Origin of the sequence: Sulfuricurvum sp. (genome assembly GCF_041651515.1) — a bacterium.
Lineage (GTDB): Bacteria > Campylobacterota > Campylobacteria > Campylobacterales > Sulfurimonadaceae > Sulfuricurvum.
Genome location: NZ_JBAZJF010000003.1, coordinates 85,954 through 101,397 on the forward strand (window position 1 = coordinate 85,954; position 15,444 = coordinate 101,397).

General features: G+C 43.3%; 23 protein-coding genes. 18 read left to right on the top strand and 5 right to left on the bottom strand.

All coding sequences use genetic code 11. The features are described 5' to 3' along the window. The first annotated feature begins 72 nt into the window (after positions 1–72). From WC407_RS05925 to WC407_RS05945, 5 genes are all read left to right on the top strand, one after another. A complete protein-coding gene (locus tag WC407_RS05925) occupies positions 73–630 on the top strand; it encodes a hypothetical protein (RefSeq protein WP_373021676.1) in 558 nt (185 codons plus the stop codon). Positions 631–1,060: 430 nt separating this feature from the next. Beyond that, on the top strand, positions 1,061–1,675 hold the full coding sequence (locus tag WC407_RS05930) for a cupin domain-containing protein (protein ID WP_373021677.1): 615 nt from the start codon (positions 1,061–1,063) through the stop codon (positions 1,673–1,675). A 30-nt stretch (positions 1,676–1,705) separates the two neighbouring features. After that, positions 1,706–1,906 (top strand): hypothetical protein, encoded by a 201-nt coding sequence (locus tag WC407_RS05935; RefSeq protein WP_373021678.1) that lies wholly within the window; start codon positions 1,706–1,708, stop codon positions 1,904–1,906. Continuing rightward, entirely contained in the window at positions 1,903–2,454 is a 552-nt protein-coding gene (locus tag WC407_RS05940; protein ID WP_373021680.1) for a GNAT family N-acetyltransferase, read from the top strand. The genes WC407_RS05935 and WC407_RS05940 overlap by 4 nt, the downstream gene beginning before the upstream one ends. Before the next feature lie 101 nt (positions 2,455–2,555). Next, positions 2,556–2,711, top strand: coding sequence for a hypothetical protein (locus WC407_RS05945; protein ID WP_373021681.1), 156 nt, complete (start codon positions 2,556–2,558; stop codon positions 2,709–2,711). A gap of 45 nt (positions 2,712–2,756) precedes the next feature. On the opposite strand, the gene WC407_RS05950 is transcribed toward WC407_RS05945, so the two are convergent. After that, positions 2,757–3,224: a heme-binding domain-containing protein gene (locus WC407_RS05950; RefSeq protein WP_373021682.1), complete on the bottom strand. Its 468-nt coding sequence runs from the start codon at positions 3,222–3,224 to the stop codon at positions 2,757–2,759. 151 nt (positions 3,225–3,375) lie between these two features. Here WC407_RS05950 and WC407_RS05955 point away from each other — a divergent pair, with 151 nt between their 5' ends. Then, on the top strand, positions 3,376–3,573 hold the full coding sequence (locus WC407_RS05955; protein WP_373021683.1) for a hypothetical protein: 198 nt from the start codon (positions 3,376–3,378) through the stop codon (positions 3,571–3,573). A gap of 19 nt (positions 3,574–3,592) precedes the next feature. On the opposite strand, the gene WC407_RS05960 is transcribed toward WC407_RS05955, so the two are convergent. The 3 genes from WC407_RS05960 to WC407_RS05970 all read right to left on the bottom strand — a co-directional run bounded on the left by WC407_RS05960 (position 3,593) and on the right by WC407_RS05970 (position 6,234). Next, on the bottom strand, positions 3,593–4,345 hold the full coding sequence (locus tag WC407_RS05960) for an endonuclease/exonuclease/phosphatase family protein (RefSeq protein ID WP_373021684.1): 753 nt from the start codon (positions 4,343–4,345) through the stop codon (positions 3,593–3,595). Between the two features lie 13 nt (positions 4,346–4,358). Further along, the gene (locus tag WC407_RS05965) at positions 4,359–5,723 is read right to left on the bottom strand and encodes a phospholipase D-like domain-containing protein (protein ID WP_373021685.1); all 1,365 of its coding nucleotides are present in this window, start codon (positions 5,721–5,723) and stop codon (positions 4,359–4,361) included. Positions 5,724–5,814: 91 nt separating this feature from the next. Continuing rightward, on the bottom strand, positions 5,815–6,234 hold the full coding sequence (locus tag WC407_RS05970) for a hypothetical protein (RefSeq protein WP_373021686.1): 420 nt from the start codon (positions 6,232–6,234) through the stop codon (positions 5,815–5,817). Positions 6,235–6,492: 258 nt separating this feature from the next. Between WC407_RS05970 and WC407_RS05975 the strand changes: the two genes are divergently transcribed. The 6 genes from WC407_RS05975 to WC407_RS06000 all read left to right on the top strand — a co-directional run bounded on the left by WC407_RS05975 (position 6,493) and on the right by WC407_RS06000 (position 9,827). Beyond that, entirely contained in the window at positions 6,493–6,699 is a 207-nt protein-coding gene (locus tag WC407_RS05975; RefSeq protein WP_373021687.1) for a hypothetical protein, read from the top strand. 77 nt (positions 6,700–6,776) lie between these two features. After that, positions 6,777–7,691: a DUF234 domain-containing protein gene (locus WC407_RS05980; RefSeq protein ID WP_373021688.1), complete on the top strand. Its 915-nt coding sequence runs from the start codon at positions 6,777–6,779 to the stop codon at positions 7,689–7,691. Positions 7,692–7,736: 45 nt separating this feature from the next. Further along, complete coding sequence (locus WC407_RS05985; RefSeq protein WP_373021689.1) at positions 7,737–8,015, top strand: peptidylprolyl isomerase; 279 nt, start codon at positions 7,737–7,739, stop codon at positions 8,013–8,015. A 60-nt stretch (positions 8,016–8,075) separates the two neighbouring features. Continuing rightward, positions 8,076–8,288 carry a hypothetical protein gene (locus tag WC407_RS05990; RefSeq protein WP_373021690.1) on the top strand — a complete coding sequence of 71 codons (213 nt, stop codon included), beginning with the start codon at positions 8,076–8,078 and terminating at the stop codon, positions 8,286–8,288. 103 nt (positions 8,289–8,391) lie between these two features. Then, positions 8,392–8,514 (top strand): hypothetical protein, encoded by a 123-nt coding sequence (locus WC407_RS05995; protein ID WP_373021691.1) that lies wholly within the window; start codon positions 8,392–8,394, stop codon positions 8,512–8,514. Between the two features lie 47 nt (positions 8,515–8,561). Beyond that, positions 8,562–9,827 (top strand): NAD(P)/FAD-dependent oxidoreductase, encoded by a 1,266-nt coding sequence (locus WC407_RS06000; protein WP_373021692.1) that lies wholly within the window; start codon positions 8,562–8,564, stop codon positions 9,825–9,827. Here WC407_RS06000 and WC407_RS06005 read toward each other — a convergent pair whose 3' ends face one another. After that, entirely contained in the window at positions 9,828–10,037 is a 210-nt protein-coding gene (locus WC407_RS06005) for a hypothetical protein (protein ID WP_373021693.1), read from the bottom strand. It abuts the gene before it with no gap. A 120-nt stretch (positions 10,038–10,157) separates the two neighbouring features. Here WC407_RS06005 and WC407_RS06010 point away from each other — a divergent pair, with 120 nt between their 5' ends. The 6 genes from WC407_RS06010 (at position 10,158) to WC407_RS06035 (ending at position 15,418) form a co-directional block, all read left to right on the top strand. Next, complete coding sequence (locus WC407_RS06010; protein ID WP_373021694.1) at positions 10,158–11,120, top strand: HlyD family secretion protein; 963 nt, start codon at positions 10,158–10,160, stop codon at positions 11,118–11,120. Further along, positions 11,107–12,030: an ABC transporter ATP-binding protein gene (locus WC407_RS06015; protein ID WP_373021695.1), complete on the top strand. Its 924-nt coding sequence runs from the start codon at positions 11,107–11,109 to the stop codon at positions 12,028–12,030. Before WC407_RS06010 ends, WC407_RS06015 begins: the two co-directional genes overlap by 14 nt. After that, positions 12,023–13,159, top strand: a complete 1,137-nt coding sequence (locus tag WC407_RS06020; protein WP_373021696.1) for an ABC transporter permease — start codon at positions 12,023–12,025, stop codon at positions 13,157–13,159. The genes WC407_RS06015 and WC407_RS06020 overlap by 8 nt, the downstream gene beginning before the upstream one ends. 4 nt (positions 13,160–13,163) lie before the next feature. Beyond that, positions 13,164–13,949: a hypothetical protein gene (locus WC407_RS06025; protein ID WP_373021697.1), complete on the top strand. Its 786-nt coding sequence runs from the start codon at positions 13,164–13,166 to the stop codon at positions 13,947–13,949. Between the two features lie 37 nt (positions 13,950–13,986). After that, a complete protein-coding gene (locus WC407_RS06030) occupies positions 13,987–14,772 on the top strand; it encodes a polysaccharide deacetylase family protein (protein WP_373021698.1) in 786 nt (261 codons plus the stop codon). Between the two features lie 67 nt (positions 14,773–14,839). Beyond that, on the top strand, positions 14,840–15,418 hold the full coding sequence (locus WC407_RS06035; protein ID WP_373021699.1) for a hypothetical protein: 579 nt from the start codon (positions 14,840–14,842) through the stop codon (positions 15,416–15,418). The last annotated feature ends 26 nt before the right edge of the window (positions 15,419–15,444 follow it).

Here is a 15,444-nt window from a genome sequence, read left to right on the forward strand (position 1 = left end):
TCACAAAATATTCATACTTGGTATATTTTTTGCTTATAAATCCATAATTATATTAACAATGGAGAGTAGTTCATGGATATTAATGCTCTGAACAATATTACGTATGCATATAACACACCATATAAACCTGTACCTGAACAATTGGATTCTCCAAAGCCTACAACAGGCCATCTCGATAATGTAACTATTTCAGATGAAGCCAAGGCACTTGCAGCGGCAGCAAATAATGCTGTTTTTACTCAGCAAAGAACTCCTGCACAGGAAAATTTGTTGAGAGCAGCAAGTTCTGACCGAGCAAGTGCAGAAAAAATTGCCAGTGATCTGGCTAAATCACCGAGTATGATAATGTGGGACATTAGCGGTCAACGAGGCGTTGGTGATGGTAAAGGTGAATTCGTTAGAAAATTATCCAGTACAGGAGAAATTGTAGACGACAATTATATATCAAAGTTTAACAAAGAAGCTTCTGTTATTGATGTGCAACGCCGTTCTATCTATGAGACAGAAAAAGCAAAAGGAACAGATCCATTAGAAATTTTGGGAAAAATGATTGATTTTACAAATATGCAATCTCAAACTTATCTCGATGCTACTGGTTGGGGAGGAAAAAGAAACAGTACTCCGACTTGATTCTATTTCTTTCTAAAAGGGGACAGGCTACTTTTTTAGTCCCCTTCCTTCACCCCACATTTCAAACCTTCTCTGTACTTTTCTCTTTAGCGAGAAAAGATACCAAAAGAGCATACCGCGATCCAAGAACGCTCGTTCCTCTCGGCACTACTGCTTCCGGAACGGCTCTAGGGTTTGGATCACGGAAATTTTCCACTATTTTCGCATTACGCGAAACTCATTCCATCAAATAGTTTTATGTCTTGCGACATTACGCAGAGCAAGGTCGTTCGCCGTAGGGCGAAACGTACCGCCAGCGATTTGTCGCAAGGCGATTTTCTTTTGGTACTTTTCTTATGAAAAAGAAAAGTATGATTAGACTTGCTAAAGAGATAACACCATAAACGCTATAATCTCCACACAACTTCAACTAAATACATATAGGTCCAGTATGAACAGCGATTACGATCAACGCGTATTAATCGATACCGATACACTCTCCTGGGAACCGACAGATCAAGCAGGGGTCTTCAAAAAACTCCTCTCCTCCCGAGACAATGCCGAGACCGCCCTCATCGAGCTAAAAGCAAATACGGTGTTAAGCCCGTCCTCCAAAATTAACAGTGTCGAATTGCTGGTTCTGGAGGGGAGCTATATCAACGAATTCGGTGAGTTCCCACAAGGAAGCTATCTGCGACTCAGCGCCGAAGACGAATCATCGGTCAGAACGACGCAGGGGTGCATCGTCTTTCGCAAAACCAACTATTTTGACACAGATAGCTCAGTGATGATCCACACCCCTACAACCGCTTGGCTGAGCGGACAGGGAAATCTGCAGGTGATTCCGCTGCACGATCAGACCGCACTCGTCAAATGGCCCAAAAACGAACGCTTCCTCCCTCATAAGCATTGGGGAGGAGAAGAGATATTGGTGCTGCGCGGAGTGTTTATGGATGAGCACGGAAAATACCCTAAAGGGTGCTGGATTCGAAGCCCGCACCTCAGCCACCATTACCCGTACGTTGAAGAAGAGACGGTCATTTTAGTCAAGACGGGTCATCTGTAAAAACGAACAAAAATTTTATGAGGAACAGTAATGAAAAAACAACCTGAAATGCTGGACGAATACGATTTCAGCAAAGGCATTCGAGGCAAATACGCAAAAGCGTACCATGAGGGTGTAAATATCGTCAAAATCGATGAAGACGTGACCAAAGTATTTCCTGATTCCAAGTCAGTTAATGAAGCGCTACGAACACTTATGCGTCTTTTGGATAAAACACCGCAATCGGCATGAAAACAGCTAAAGAATTTGATGAAGCATTTGACAACGGCGAAGATATTTCAGAATTCGTCGATTATTCAAAAGGGCGACGACCCATGCAAATTACCCCTGTTACCGAAACCAATTCCCCTATCTATCACAACCTCGTCCAATGCTACGAAGCCGAATTCTCACCTATCACGGGAAAGAAACCGAATGCTTCGGGTCTGTTCGAACTCGATACCCATCTAGGAGACGATACTCTGGGCTTTTTACTCATCATCGACGATACCCCTGCCGGAATCGCTGCGATCCGGTGCAAAGAGGCTCAAGCCTACGAGGTGTGTGAATTTTACGTTGTACCCTATTTTCGCAAAAACGGTATCGGAATGGAGTTTGCCCACGCCATCTGGAAAAGTTACCCCGGAGATTGGGAGATTAAACAGATTCAGGGAGCCGAATACGCCACCGCGTTTTGGCGTAAAACGATAGAACATTTTAATGAAGCGGCTTATACCGAAGACTCCTATGATGATCCGTACTGGGGAAGTGTTACGAGACAGAAATTTACCGCCCAATAAACTACCAAATTCTTACTTGCCACTTCTAGTTACAATAATTAACATTAAGTGTTATTTTAAATGATACAATTGTTTTAACTTATTCGTAAAAAGGGGTCACCATGAAACGTACACTACTTATCGCAACCGCATTACTGCTCTGCACAGGATGCTCGGCTACTTGGAAAGGGATGAAAGAAGATACTTCGAGTGCAACCACTTGGACTAAAGGGGAAGTAAACGAAGGGGCAACCTCCGTCAAAGCAAAAACGGAATAATAGAAAGGGGAGGAAATACTTGAGTGCACATTCGGGTCAAAGTGATTAAATCTTCACTTTTTCCACGTTATTAAGTGTACCGCCCAACTCTTTGATCTGCTCATCAAAAAATTGTTCCAGCGTTTGTTTATCGTCCTTGTTTAAAACGGCATTTTTATGTATCCAAAGATATTCGTGCTTTGGCATCATCTCATTAGTGATCATTTGTTTTGCACGCTCTAATCGTTCTAATTTAACTTTAGGGTCGATATTTGCCCAATTTGAAAAATCGAGTGCCTTGCGCCCTCGTACAATATGATCCGACATGATCCATGAGACAGGTGCAACATTCTGATACCAAGGGTATTTTGTTTCGCTGGAATGGCAGTCATAACATGAGGTTTTCAAGGTACTCATAACGTGCGGATCGGCGTTTAGCGTAACCTTCTCATCCACTGCGGGATTGTTAAAATCCGGTCTAATAAACTGTATCGCGATTGCGACAACTATTACAAAATACACTACTATCTTCATCTTTTGCACCTATATGTTACAAGTTTAACTGGAATCATACCCGTTTAAAGTAACCGACAGCACTCAAATTGCGATAATCACCCTTCGTCCCGCTAAATAAAATCATTTTCTAACCGATATGGCTTTTCTATTTTAAAAGTGAGCTGTAGAGATGAAAACAACCAAACTTTATTCCCGATTCACAACCTTCTTTTTACTTCTTCTTTTTGGCATTGCCCTTGGAGCCAAAACGGCCGGCTTGGATTCTTCCCGATTTATTATTTTAATAGCGGCTTTGGGAGCAGTCTCCTTGCTCCATTTTCAGATGATGCGCAGAAAATTTGCCCGTTACAACAACACTGTTGCATAGGTGTGTGTGGTATTTCCCTTTAGGCAATAGACGACAAGGATGCAAAACGCGCGTACAATGCGTTGTGATCTGAAAAATGCTTACTATCGATCACCGTATGCGCTTTTAAATGCAGTCCTCGGTAAAAAATATGATCCAGTTTGTATTTCATAAATGATTTAATCAAATGGGCTTGATCCATCTTAATCGTTTGAAGATCCAAAGCTCCTGCCAATTTCAGAACAACATTCATTCGCTTTCTGTTCCAGCTGTTAAAATCCCCCGTTACAATCATCGCCCCTTGGTGATGGCGTATTTTTTCAAATAGGGTTTCGATCTCTTTGTGATACACCCGGGTTGTACTGAAGTTTATCGCATGGAGATTAACCAGCAAAAGTATCTCTCCGTCGTAGAGGGGATAATACGAAAAGATTGCACTTTTATGGGTTTGTAGCATGCTTTCGCGATGAGTGGAGAGAAGGGAAAAGGTCTCTTTCTCACGAATGCGTGAGCCGTTTAATACCCCGTAGACATGATCAAAAAATTTAATGTTTGGGGCAAAGGCAAAATGAAACCGTTCAAAGGAAGCCGTACGGTTAGAATTAATTTTAACCTCTTGTAATGCTACGAGATCAATCGTATACCGTTCAAGCAGTTCCTCGAAATAGCGTTTAAAAGGGAGCATGAGATTTTGTTTGTGGATATTCCAGCATAAAAGTCCAAACTCATGAGGGAGCGTTTCATATCGGTAGGGTTCTGATGTGCTGTGAATCATTGTGCCAGGTGTTAACATGCGCTACCCATCGTTACAATTGAGGCGAAAATATTCGCATGAAATTTTCCAGAATCACCCGTTTAACAGACCCCTTTTTTATCCCTTTTGTCGAGTGTGTCAAAAGATTCTCCATCCACTCTTCCATACGCACAATGACCCGTTCCGAGTAGACAAAACTGACCACTTCGTAGTTGAGAAATAAACTCCGGTTGTCAATATTAACCGATCCCAGCATAACGGCATAATCATCAAATAAAATGGCTTTTGTATGGAGCATATTGCCATTATAAAGGAAAATTTCGATTCCACTTGCTTCGGCTTCACGCATATAACTGCTTCGTCCTAAATCCGATATCCAATTTGAGGTACGCGGTGCGATGAGTTTCACATCAATCCCTTTGTGTTTGGCAATCATAAGGGCTTTTAAAATCGTCTCATCGGGTACAAAATAGGGGCTGACAATCCATATCTTTTGTACAGCGGAATGGATAGCACTCAGAAGCGTTTCATACAGAGCATCATTGGCCATATCCGGACCCGAGGGAACCACCTGCACGGCATTTTGTTCAACACCCTGCGTCAGCCTTTTTTTTATGAGTATCTTTTTTTCCGTTGCATACTCAAAATCGGCGGCAAAAATCTCTACATACGAAAAAACGGCTTCCCCTTCCATACGAAACATCATATCAATCCACCGTTTCTTCATCGGATTCGGACCTAAATACTCCTCCGCGATGTTCATTCCGCCGGCTAAAACGATATGTCCGTCAAAAAGATAAATTTTTCGGTGATTGCGAAGGTTGATATAGTTTTTAAACGGATCTCGTAAAATCGGCATAAAAAATACCGCTTTCCCCCCCGCATTTCTCAATGCCTGAAGCGGACGTTGCCATAGGTATAGCAGATAGGACCCCGCAGCATCGATTAAAAGTTTGATATCAACCCCCTGTGACGCTTTTCGAGTGAGTGCTTCCAAAATTATTTTGGTGGTAGAATCGTTTCTGAAAATAAATGTGCTTATCCAAATCGATTCTTTCGCATTCAAAATCTCGCGCATCAATAGGGTGTAAGCCTCCATCCCCTCAAAGCAGAGTTGAATGTCATTATGCATCGTTACAGGAGAAATGGAGTGGCTTTCCAATAACGTCTCTATCGGATTAAGGGCACTTTGTGTTTGATATTGTCCATGAAGGATCAGCGCTTTTTTTTTGCTCTTTTGTCGTATCTTTCGATTACCAAAAATAAAATAGAGGATAAAGGCAGGAAAAGGGAATAAGAGTATGACCATAAACCATGCTAATATCGTACTATGGTTTCTCCGTAAATAGAGCATATGAAGCATTGTCACGACTTGCGCAGCTACAAGAAATACAATATAAAAGGTTATAGCGTTCATTCTCTACCACCCTCCCTATCCTATTGCTCTATTCTATCATCGATTATAGCGTTCTAAAAATTCCAGCGGTGTTAATTGTAATATACGTTTTCTATTGAGCAAGTGCATGGTCGAATTCATAAAATATTTTATTGTGAGGGTCTTGATGGATGAAATGATTGGCTTGTAACAACCGTTCACAAGCCGATTCTATGGTTTCACCTTTTTTCAAGATTATCAAACTCCCTTTTAAATGATATTGCTCATAACGATTAAGCAATTTTTCCAAGGCGCATCGGGCACCATTATGATCCACAAACGTAAATAAAACCGCTATGTAGTGGTCATTGATTTTTTTTGCGATATCGCTGTGTCTTACGCTTTCAATCAGATGTGCTTTATCAATATCGTAATCCGCACACGCTACTAAAGCCAAATTTGCCTCAATATTGTATCTATCAAGGGTGTAGAGCGCCATTTTTAAATCTTGCTCAAATGCGAGCTTTAAATCAATTACACTCAATTCTTTCATTTCATTCCTTGCATATTACGATTCATTAGTCAGTTAAAAAGATCACTATTTTAGCAAGTATCCCTATTTTTAGCAAAAATCATTACAATACGGTTATTAAACGGATACCAAGGATACCCTATCAAACCTTCATACACCAATCGAAAATCAGAACCTAAAAAAGCCTATTCAAAGCCCTCCCCCAATTTTCAACGCAAAGCTCCCCCGAAAAAAGAGTCTCTCGAAACCACACAGAAAAATGAGATCAAAACGATGTTCATGAACTGGTTTATAAGCAGCCGTGCGGTTGCAGGCCATATCATGACCAAGCAAGATGTCATCAATGCTGTTTTGAAAAAAATCGATTCCAAGCAAGATCGTCCCTTTAGTATTGCGATGGAAGAGTTGAAAAGCGATGGGATAATCGAAGTAAAAGAAGACGGAGTTACCTTGGTTTTGACCCAAAAAGGGGCAGAAAAACTGTAAAGAGAATGCGGCTCTTGCCCACATTCTTATTGCCCATTTGGTTATAATGGTGAAAAATAATCCAAGGCTTCTCATCTATGTCCAAACACCCTACCCTCTTACAACAATTTCGCTCCTTTTGTTTTCAAAATGAAGCCACGGATATCGAACGCGCTATTGAGTATTTTGCCGTGTTCGGAGGGATGGGATGGAGCGTCGATATGACCAAGTCGCTCGAAGAGCTGATCGAAGAAAAAATATTGGCAAATTACCGATACATCCATGGCGACTTAACCAAGATTACCCAAAGCAACAAAGCACATCATTCCCTCCTCACGGCACTTTCCCTCGGAGATCGACGGGAGCATTCAGCCTTTAGACGTGCTGCCTTATCCCGGAAAGAGGGGGAAGAATCGGCCGCATTTTTGATCAAATTCGGATTGCTGATTCGTGAGAAATCGCAAGAAGAGCCCGCCGATGAGAGCGAAGAGGTCTCCGATCGACTTGTCTTTAGTGCCCCATTCTTCCGTTTTTGGTTCTCCTCGGTCTCACCGTATTACAAAGGGATCAAAGAGGGTGATTTCACCGAGATGAAAGAGAAGTGGGAGAATACCAAACAGACGTTTTTCGATACCGTGTACGAGGGGCTCGTCATCGCCCTCGTTAAACAAAGCATCAAAGAGGACTGGGTGGCTAAAATCGGTTCCTACTGGGATAAAAACGGTGAGATAGAGATACTGGGACAAACCAAATCGGGCAAAGTTATCGCAGGAACGTGCAAATATTCCAAAGCCAAAGCCAATAAATCTGAACTCACCAAACTTCACGAGAAATGCCTCCACGCGAAACTCAATCCGGACATCTATGTCATTTTCTCGAAGAGCGGATTTTCAAGCGAGTTCAAAAAAGAAAAAAGCGATTTCTTAAAGCTCTACTCGCTCAAAAATCTTAAAACATTGATGGAGGATCTGAATGAAAAAGATCTTCTCGTCAATACGAACAAAAAATACTGATAATTTTAGTAAAATTCCAAACATATCAATCAAAAAAGGATTCTCATGGCATGGGCAACCGCACGACATATATTAGTAAAGACCGAAGCAGAGTGTAACACTCTGAAGCAAGAAATCGAAAACGGTGCCTCTTTCGCAGAAGTAGCGGCCGATCACTCACAATGCCCATCCGGCCGCAAAGGGGGAGATTTGGGGAAATTCAGCCCGGGTCAAATGGTAAAAGAGTTTGACAGTGCCGTATTCAACGGTGATGTCGGTGTATTATACGGTCCGATCAAAACCCAATTCGGCTACCACTTACTCGAAGTAACGAGCAGAGGGTAATCTTCTTCGTTCTAATGCTCCTATTTGGGGGCAACCACCCTATTCTTATTGGGAGATGTTGTGCAAAAATATATCCACTATGACCCCTCACCCGAAGAGATTTACTCTTTACATATGCAAGTGACCTCCGATAGCGGTCACCATTACTACAAAATCCACCTCAGTGAACTGACCGAAGGGCAACGAAAGCACATTGCACAACGATACGGGGTATCCCTCAATATTTTAGAAGGGGAACAATATCTGACATTTGTTAGAATCACCGATATTTAATTTAGTTTTCAAATATTATTATTAGCCTATTCACACTATTATTATTCCCTTTCGTTTATTTTTATATAGACTGGCCCTGTATAGCTTTCAGAAGGGAGAGCATATGGAAAATTTGGTTTGGCGCGAACTCGTATTTGCTACTTTTGTCGGTATTACAGAGGGGATGATTGTCTACCTCATAATGGGAACCTTCGGAATGTTTCAGTCCATAGCCATTTATGGATAATTTCCTTCCCGCTTTGATTTTCGATCACTGCACCGCTATAATCGCGCATGCAAAATTCCCAAAACCCTTTTACCACTTATGATCTGATTGTTGTCGGTGCCGGTGCGGCTGGCCTTATAGCGGCTATTACAGCTGCACGACACGGTAAAAAAGTCCTCCTCTTAGAAAAACTCTCCAAAATAGGCGCTAAACTCAAAGCTACGGGGGGTGGCCGCTGCAATCTTACCAATACCCTCTCTAATGAGGATTTCATGGCGCGATTTGGGCGTGAGGGGAAGTTTATGACTCCTGCACTGAATGCCTTCGACCATCATGCGTTGATTGCTTTTTTTGCTGAGATAGGAGTTGAGAGCCATGCCCCCGATGGGTATCGTGTTTTTCCGGTATCCCACAGCTCGGTAAGTATCATCGCTGCTCTCGAAGAGGAGATAGCACGACTGGGTATCACATTAATCTGTTCTTCACGCGTCGAGAGCTTGGAGCATGATGGTATACAGATAAGCGGACTTAAGACGTCTAAGGATATTTACCGTGCACCGAATATCATAATTGCTACCGGAGGTTTAGGATATCCCCAACTCGGGGCGGAGGGGGATGGTTTTACCCTTGCCGCAGCTGTAGGGCACAAAGTCACTGAACTTTACCCCGCCATGATGCCGCTAAGGGTCAAAGAGAGCTGGGTAGAACAGTGCCGCGCCGACACCTTACCCAAGGTGGAAATCCGTATTGATCTAAGCAAAGCAAAAAATATCCGAGCGCAGGGAGATTTGATCTTTACATCTAACGGTATACGCGGTCCCGTCGTCCTCGATGTCGCTCGTGAAATTACCCCTTTGATCGAAAAATACGGCTCGGTACCGCTGCTGATCAACATGACCAAAGGGCTGAATGAAGAGCAAATACGCGCACACATCAAAGATGAGATATACAAAAATCCGGAGCAATCTGTATTAACCCATATGATGACCCTTCTTCCCGAATCGGTTGCACGCGCACTATGTACCCTCGCCCAAGCTGATCCCGATATGGGGTTTAACAAGCTACCCGGCATCCAGCGTGATCACCTCATCAAACTCCTCGCATGGACACCGCTGAATGTTATCGGTCATGACGGTTTTAAAATGGCAATGATTACCCGAGGCGGGATTTCGCTCAAAGAGATACGTCCTGAAACGATGGAGAGCAAAATACGCAAAGGGCTCTATTTCTGCGGTGAAGTAATGAATCTAGACGGCCCTTGCGGAGGTTACAATTTACAATGGTCATTTGCCAGCGGGTACGTGGCAGGACATTTAGGGAATATAAGTATCTGATTAATAATAATCAAACTTTCCCGCCGCAATATCAGCTTTGATCTCATCCAATCCTTCTTGCATAATAGCAATCAAAATCTTAGCCGCTTCACGATCATTGACTTCAGGAATATCCCAATCGGTAATCGTCATATTTGCTTTAAAGAGAAGTTTCAATCCTTGCAGGATTTCAGACTTACGAGATTCAAACTCTTGTTGTATTGCTTCCATTGTTGCCCCTTTGATTTATTTGTCTTGCGACATTCTCTTAACACCATATTATGAGCTTGAACGGTTAACCGTTGGTCAATATACGTATTTACAAAAAGTAAAAGCGCTATAATCTTTTTTATGAAATATTCTCTTTTTTTTATCTCTTTGATCGCACTCTCAACTCTGTTCGTAGGGTGCACCGAAAAATCACCGCAAACCTATCAAGGCTACGCAGAGGGGGAGTTCGTCAATATCTCTTCCTCCCAAAGCGGTAAACTGGATAAACTTTTTGTCCGACGGGGAGATCATGTCACCAAAAACTCCAATCTCTTCGCGTTGGAATGTGAGAGCGAAGTGTTAGCCCTCAAGCAAGCCTCATCTGAACTCTCTGTTGCCCAAGCTACTCTGAAGGATTATCAAAAAGGGGTTCGTCCCCAAGAGCTGAGTGTCATCAAAGCCCAGTTGTCACAAGCACTCGCCAATGCTGAAAATGCAGCATTGCAATTTGAACGGAATCAATTGCTGTACCGTGCCAATGCCCTCTCAAAATCACAATTTGACGACTCAAACGCTTTGGAAAAAAGCACCTCTGCCAAAGTCGAAGAACTCCGAGATTCGTTGAACGTTGCCAAACTTGCCAAACGAAGCGACCAGCTTAAAGCTCAAGAAGCTCGAATCAAACAATTGCAATCCGCGCTCTCACAAGCACAATGGAAGCTCAACGAAAAGAGTCTTAAATCCCGGGGCAGTGCACTGGTCTTTGATACCCTCTACCGAGAAGGGGAGTGGGTAAATGCGGGAGGGATCATCGTACGGTTGCTCCCCCCTGAAAACATTAAAATCCGATTTTTTGTACCCCAAAAAATTGCGGAGCAGCTCTCAATCGGTCAAAACATCACTATCGACTCTCGCTCCGATGGAAAAAAACTCCCTGCGCGTGTCACCTATATCTCAACAGAAGCAGAATATACTCCCCCCATCATTTACAGCAATGAAACCAAAGATAAACTCATCTATATGATCGAAGCCTATCCCGATCTGAAATATGCACCCCTGCTGCATCCGGGTCAACCTGTGGAAATCTCCCTTGAACCCCTATAAGTATGCGATCGATGTTCAAGGCTTGAACAAGTATTTCGGTGACAAACACGTCGTCAAAGATCTCTCGTTACAAGTATCACGTGGAGAAATTGTCGGATTTTTAGGACCCAACGGCAGTGGAAAAACAACCGCCATTCGGATGTTGTGCGGATTGTTGACCCCAGACAGCGGAACCGGTCATTGCTTGGGGTATGACATAGCGACCCAAAGCGATGCCATCAAACGCGAAGTGGGATATATGACCCAAAAATTTTCCTATTGGGAAGATTTGAGTATCCGAGAAAATCTCGATTTTGTCGCACGGGTCTATGAACTTGCCAATCGCAAACACGTTGTTGACGAAGCCCTAGAGACGCTCGGTCTCACCTCACGATCGTCTCAGTTGGCACGCTCACTTTCCGGGGGATGGAAACAGCGTCTTGCCCTCGCGGCATGTATGCTTCGCCACCCAAGACTGCTCCTTCTGGATGAACCGACTGCAGGGGTAGATCCCAGTGCCCGAAGAGATTTTTGGGAAGAGTTGCATGAGCTGGCGGCATCCGGGGTTTCGGTGCTCATAAGTACCCACTACATGGACGAGGCAGAACGGTGTCATAAACTCGCCTACATCGCCTATGGAAATCTCCTCGCGCAAGGAAGCGCAAAGAGTATTATTCAAACGCAGGGGCTATACACCTACGAGGTCAGAGGTGAAAACCTGATGAATATTTCCAAATTTCTTGCCCAAAACGATGCAATCGAACAAACGGTCATTTTCGGCTCAACGCTTCATGTCAGCGGAAAAAATCCTCAGGCAATCGAAACGATATTAGAAGGGCATAGATACACCGCTATCCCAACTTCCCTCGAAGATGTTTTTATTTATCTGATGAAAAACTCCAAAGATAATTTTGGAGACGAGAATGTCTAGTGCTTTCAGCTTCTCACGGTGGTGGGGAATTATCATCAAAGAATTCTTACAGCTCAAACGCGACCGCATTACGTTTGCAATGATGGTACTCATCCCTATTATCCAGTTGGCACTTTTCGGCTTCGCTATCAATACCGATCCAAAACATCTCCCTACCGCTGTTGTTTCCTACGATGAAAGCGAGTTTACCCGCACATTGATATCGACCATGCAAACATCACAATACTATGCTATAGATACCCGCTTTACAACACCGAGCGAAGCTCAAGAAGCATTAAAACGAGGGGATATACTCTTTATCCTTACGATCCCCGTTGATTTTACTAAAAAGCTTCTGCGAGGTGAAAAACCGCCCCTGCTGCTCGAAGCCGATGCGACCGATCCGGTTACGGTTTCCACCGCATTGTTATCGATGGAGGGGATAGCGGCACAAATCGCTAAAAAAGATTTAAACGGTGCACTCTCAGCCCTTTCTTATCAAACAAAGCCGTTTGATATACGTGTACATCGCCTTTACAATCCAAACGGTATCAATCAGTACAACATCATCCCGGGACTTATGGGAACCCTCATGACCATGACGCTTACCATGATGACGGCACTTGCCATAACCCGTGAACGCGAACGCGGAACAATGGAAAATCTCCTTGCAACCCCGGCAAAACCGCTGGAAATCATGACCGGTAAGATCATCCCTTATGTCTTTATAGGACTTCTACAAGCGACTCTGATACTATGTGCATCATACTTTGTCTTTCATGTCCCCTTTAACGGTTCGATTATCCTTGCCTACGGAGTTGCGCTACTCTTTATCACGGTAAATCTCACCATCGGCATCACCATCTCTTCGTTGGCACAAAATATGTTGCAGGCGTTACAGCTCACGATCTTTTATTTTCTACCCAGCATCATGCTATCAGGCTTTATGTTCCCCTTCTCCGGAATGCCCTCATGGGCACAACATATTGGAGAACTGCTCCCTCTCACCTATTTCAACCGTCTCATTCGAGGAGTGGTTCTCAAAGGGAATGATCTGCCGACCTTATGGCCGAATATTTGGCCGCTCATGATCATTACCCTTGTGATGATGTTTTTTGCGGTAAAATTCTATAAAAAGACCCTAGATTAAATTCATGCAAAAACTTCTACTTTTACTCCTATTAACTCTAATCCCGACATTGGTGTTTGCAAAAATCAAACATACGATCCATATCCCCGAATTTGACGATAACGACACCTTTGAAACACTCAGTGTAGATGGCAGTATCACCAACTTTTTCAATAATCCCGGCAGCTTAAATGCTCGACCCGACCTTAGCGGAACTGCGTATAACCGTTATGATTTGGATGCCGAGTTCCAACGTGAAACTTTTTTTATGGAAACTGATATTGCTTGTTTGACCGACAAAGATTCCCCCAATTCCCTTAGTGCTCTAAGTGAAATTGATAAAGACTTCACTATCGGATACCGCAACGATGTGATCGATCTGTATATCGAATATGAGCATGATTCCCCCACCAATCACTCCATGATCCGTTCATACACCGGTATTGGGGGGAGATATAATGACAGTACGACTCTTATGGATTCTCAACTGAATTGGCTCATTGATATTGAAAAAGTAATTTCCAATAACCGATACGGATCACGGCCTGACGGCAGTGGCGAAGCCAATATGATTTATGATTTGCACATCGATCTCGATCTTCCGGATCAATTCTCTTTCTCAACCGAACAAATACTCTATACCGATAAACATGCGTATACAAAAGGAAGCGAGTGGGACAGACTCTTCCAAATAAACTACCAGATCAGTCCCGATGTGATCTTACTGGTGTATCAAGAGGTAGATAGTTTTGTAGATATCCACTCACCCCGTCAAGTATTTTGGGGAGCGGGGGCCGTGTACGAATTTTAACGCTATAATTCCACCAATTTTTATCGAAATGAACCGTATGAACAGACTCTTTTTCTTTCTCTTTTTTCTCTTTAACCTTACCCTTTTTGCCGATACAAACGGTATTTACGATATTCGAGGTTCTTCTCCCCAACTGGATGCCAATCTCACTACTTTTTTGGATATTTGGCGGCACGATACCATCACCCCTATCCAAGAGGGCAATTACACCAATGTCCGTGTCAACGGAAAAGCCGATGCTAAAAGAGTCGCGTTAACGTTTGATGATTCCCCGGATGAAAACAACACCGACAAAGTGCTCGATATCCTCAAACACTATCAAGTCCAAGCGGGCTTTTTCATGATCGGACAAGCGATGGAAGATCTCAACGCTACCGCGGTTACACGGGCTTCAAATGAGGGGCATCTTGTATTGAACCATAGCTTTACCCATCCGCGATTGAGTGCCCTTTCCTCAGAAGAGGTCGCTTATGAGCTCAATACCACCAGCGAGCGCATCAACACTCTCACCGGACACTATCCCCTTCTTATGCGTCCCCCCTACGGATCGATCAATCAAAAAACGGTAGATACGATCAATGCACAGGGATTCACTGCAATCCTCTGGTCGCTTGATTCTCTCGACTGGGCATTGCAAGATAAAAATGCGATTATTGAAAACGTCATTACCCATGTCCGCAACGGAGATATTATTCTGATGCACAGCGGCCGAGCCAATAATTCGAGCGTCGAAGCACTCCCTGAAATTATCGAGAAACTCACGGAAATGGGCTATAGCTTTCTCCGTCTTGATGAATTACTGGGGATTAGGGCATATCGCTAATTGCCATTTTTTTTGAGTATAACATCCTCTTTATGCTACGATACGAAAAAAATTACCGAAGGTACTCATGGCAATCATCTCTATCGCATCAACAAAAGGGGGAGTGGGCAAGACTTCTTTAGCATTTTCACTGGCAAAAGATCTGGGTTACCGCTACGCAACCAATGATATGTCGGTTGTCCTGACCAAATACAAAAATGCCCGTTATTACCCGAATAAAATCCCCCTCTATCCCGATACGGTATACGACTTCGGAGGTTTTGAAAATCCCCATGCCGATGAAATTCTCAGACAATCGGATATTATTCTCCTCCCCACAACCAACGACTTGAACTCCATTATGAAAAGCTTGATTTTTATTAAGGCTTTCCGAGAAAAAACGATCCTTGTCTTTGCAAACATGATCGATAATTCCAATGATGCCGCCATGATCCGAGAAAAAATACATGAACATTTTCCCAACCTTGCTTTTACCTATCTGCGCCGTACCAAACTCCTCAAAAATGCACTGGAAAGCGGTATGAGTGCTACTGAGCTGTTTGAGAGTAACAACCACACGCAGCATCTTTATAAACAAGCCTACGCCGAATACAATAAAATCCTTAAACTCTTCGCCACAGACGGGGAGTATTTTCAACGCAATTAATATATAGGTCTCCTAGGGTATAATGT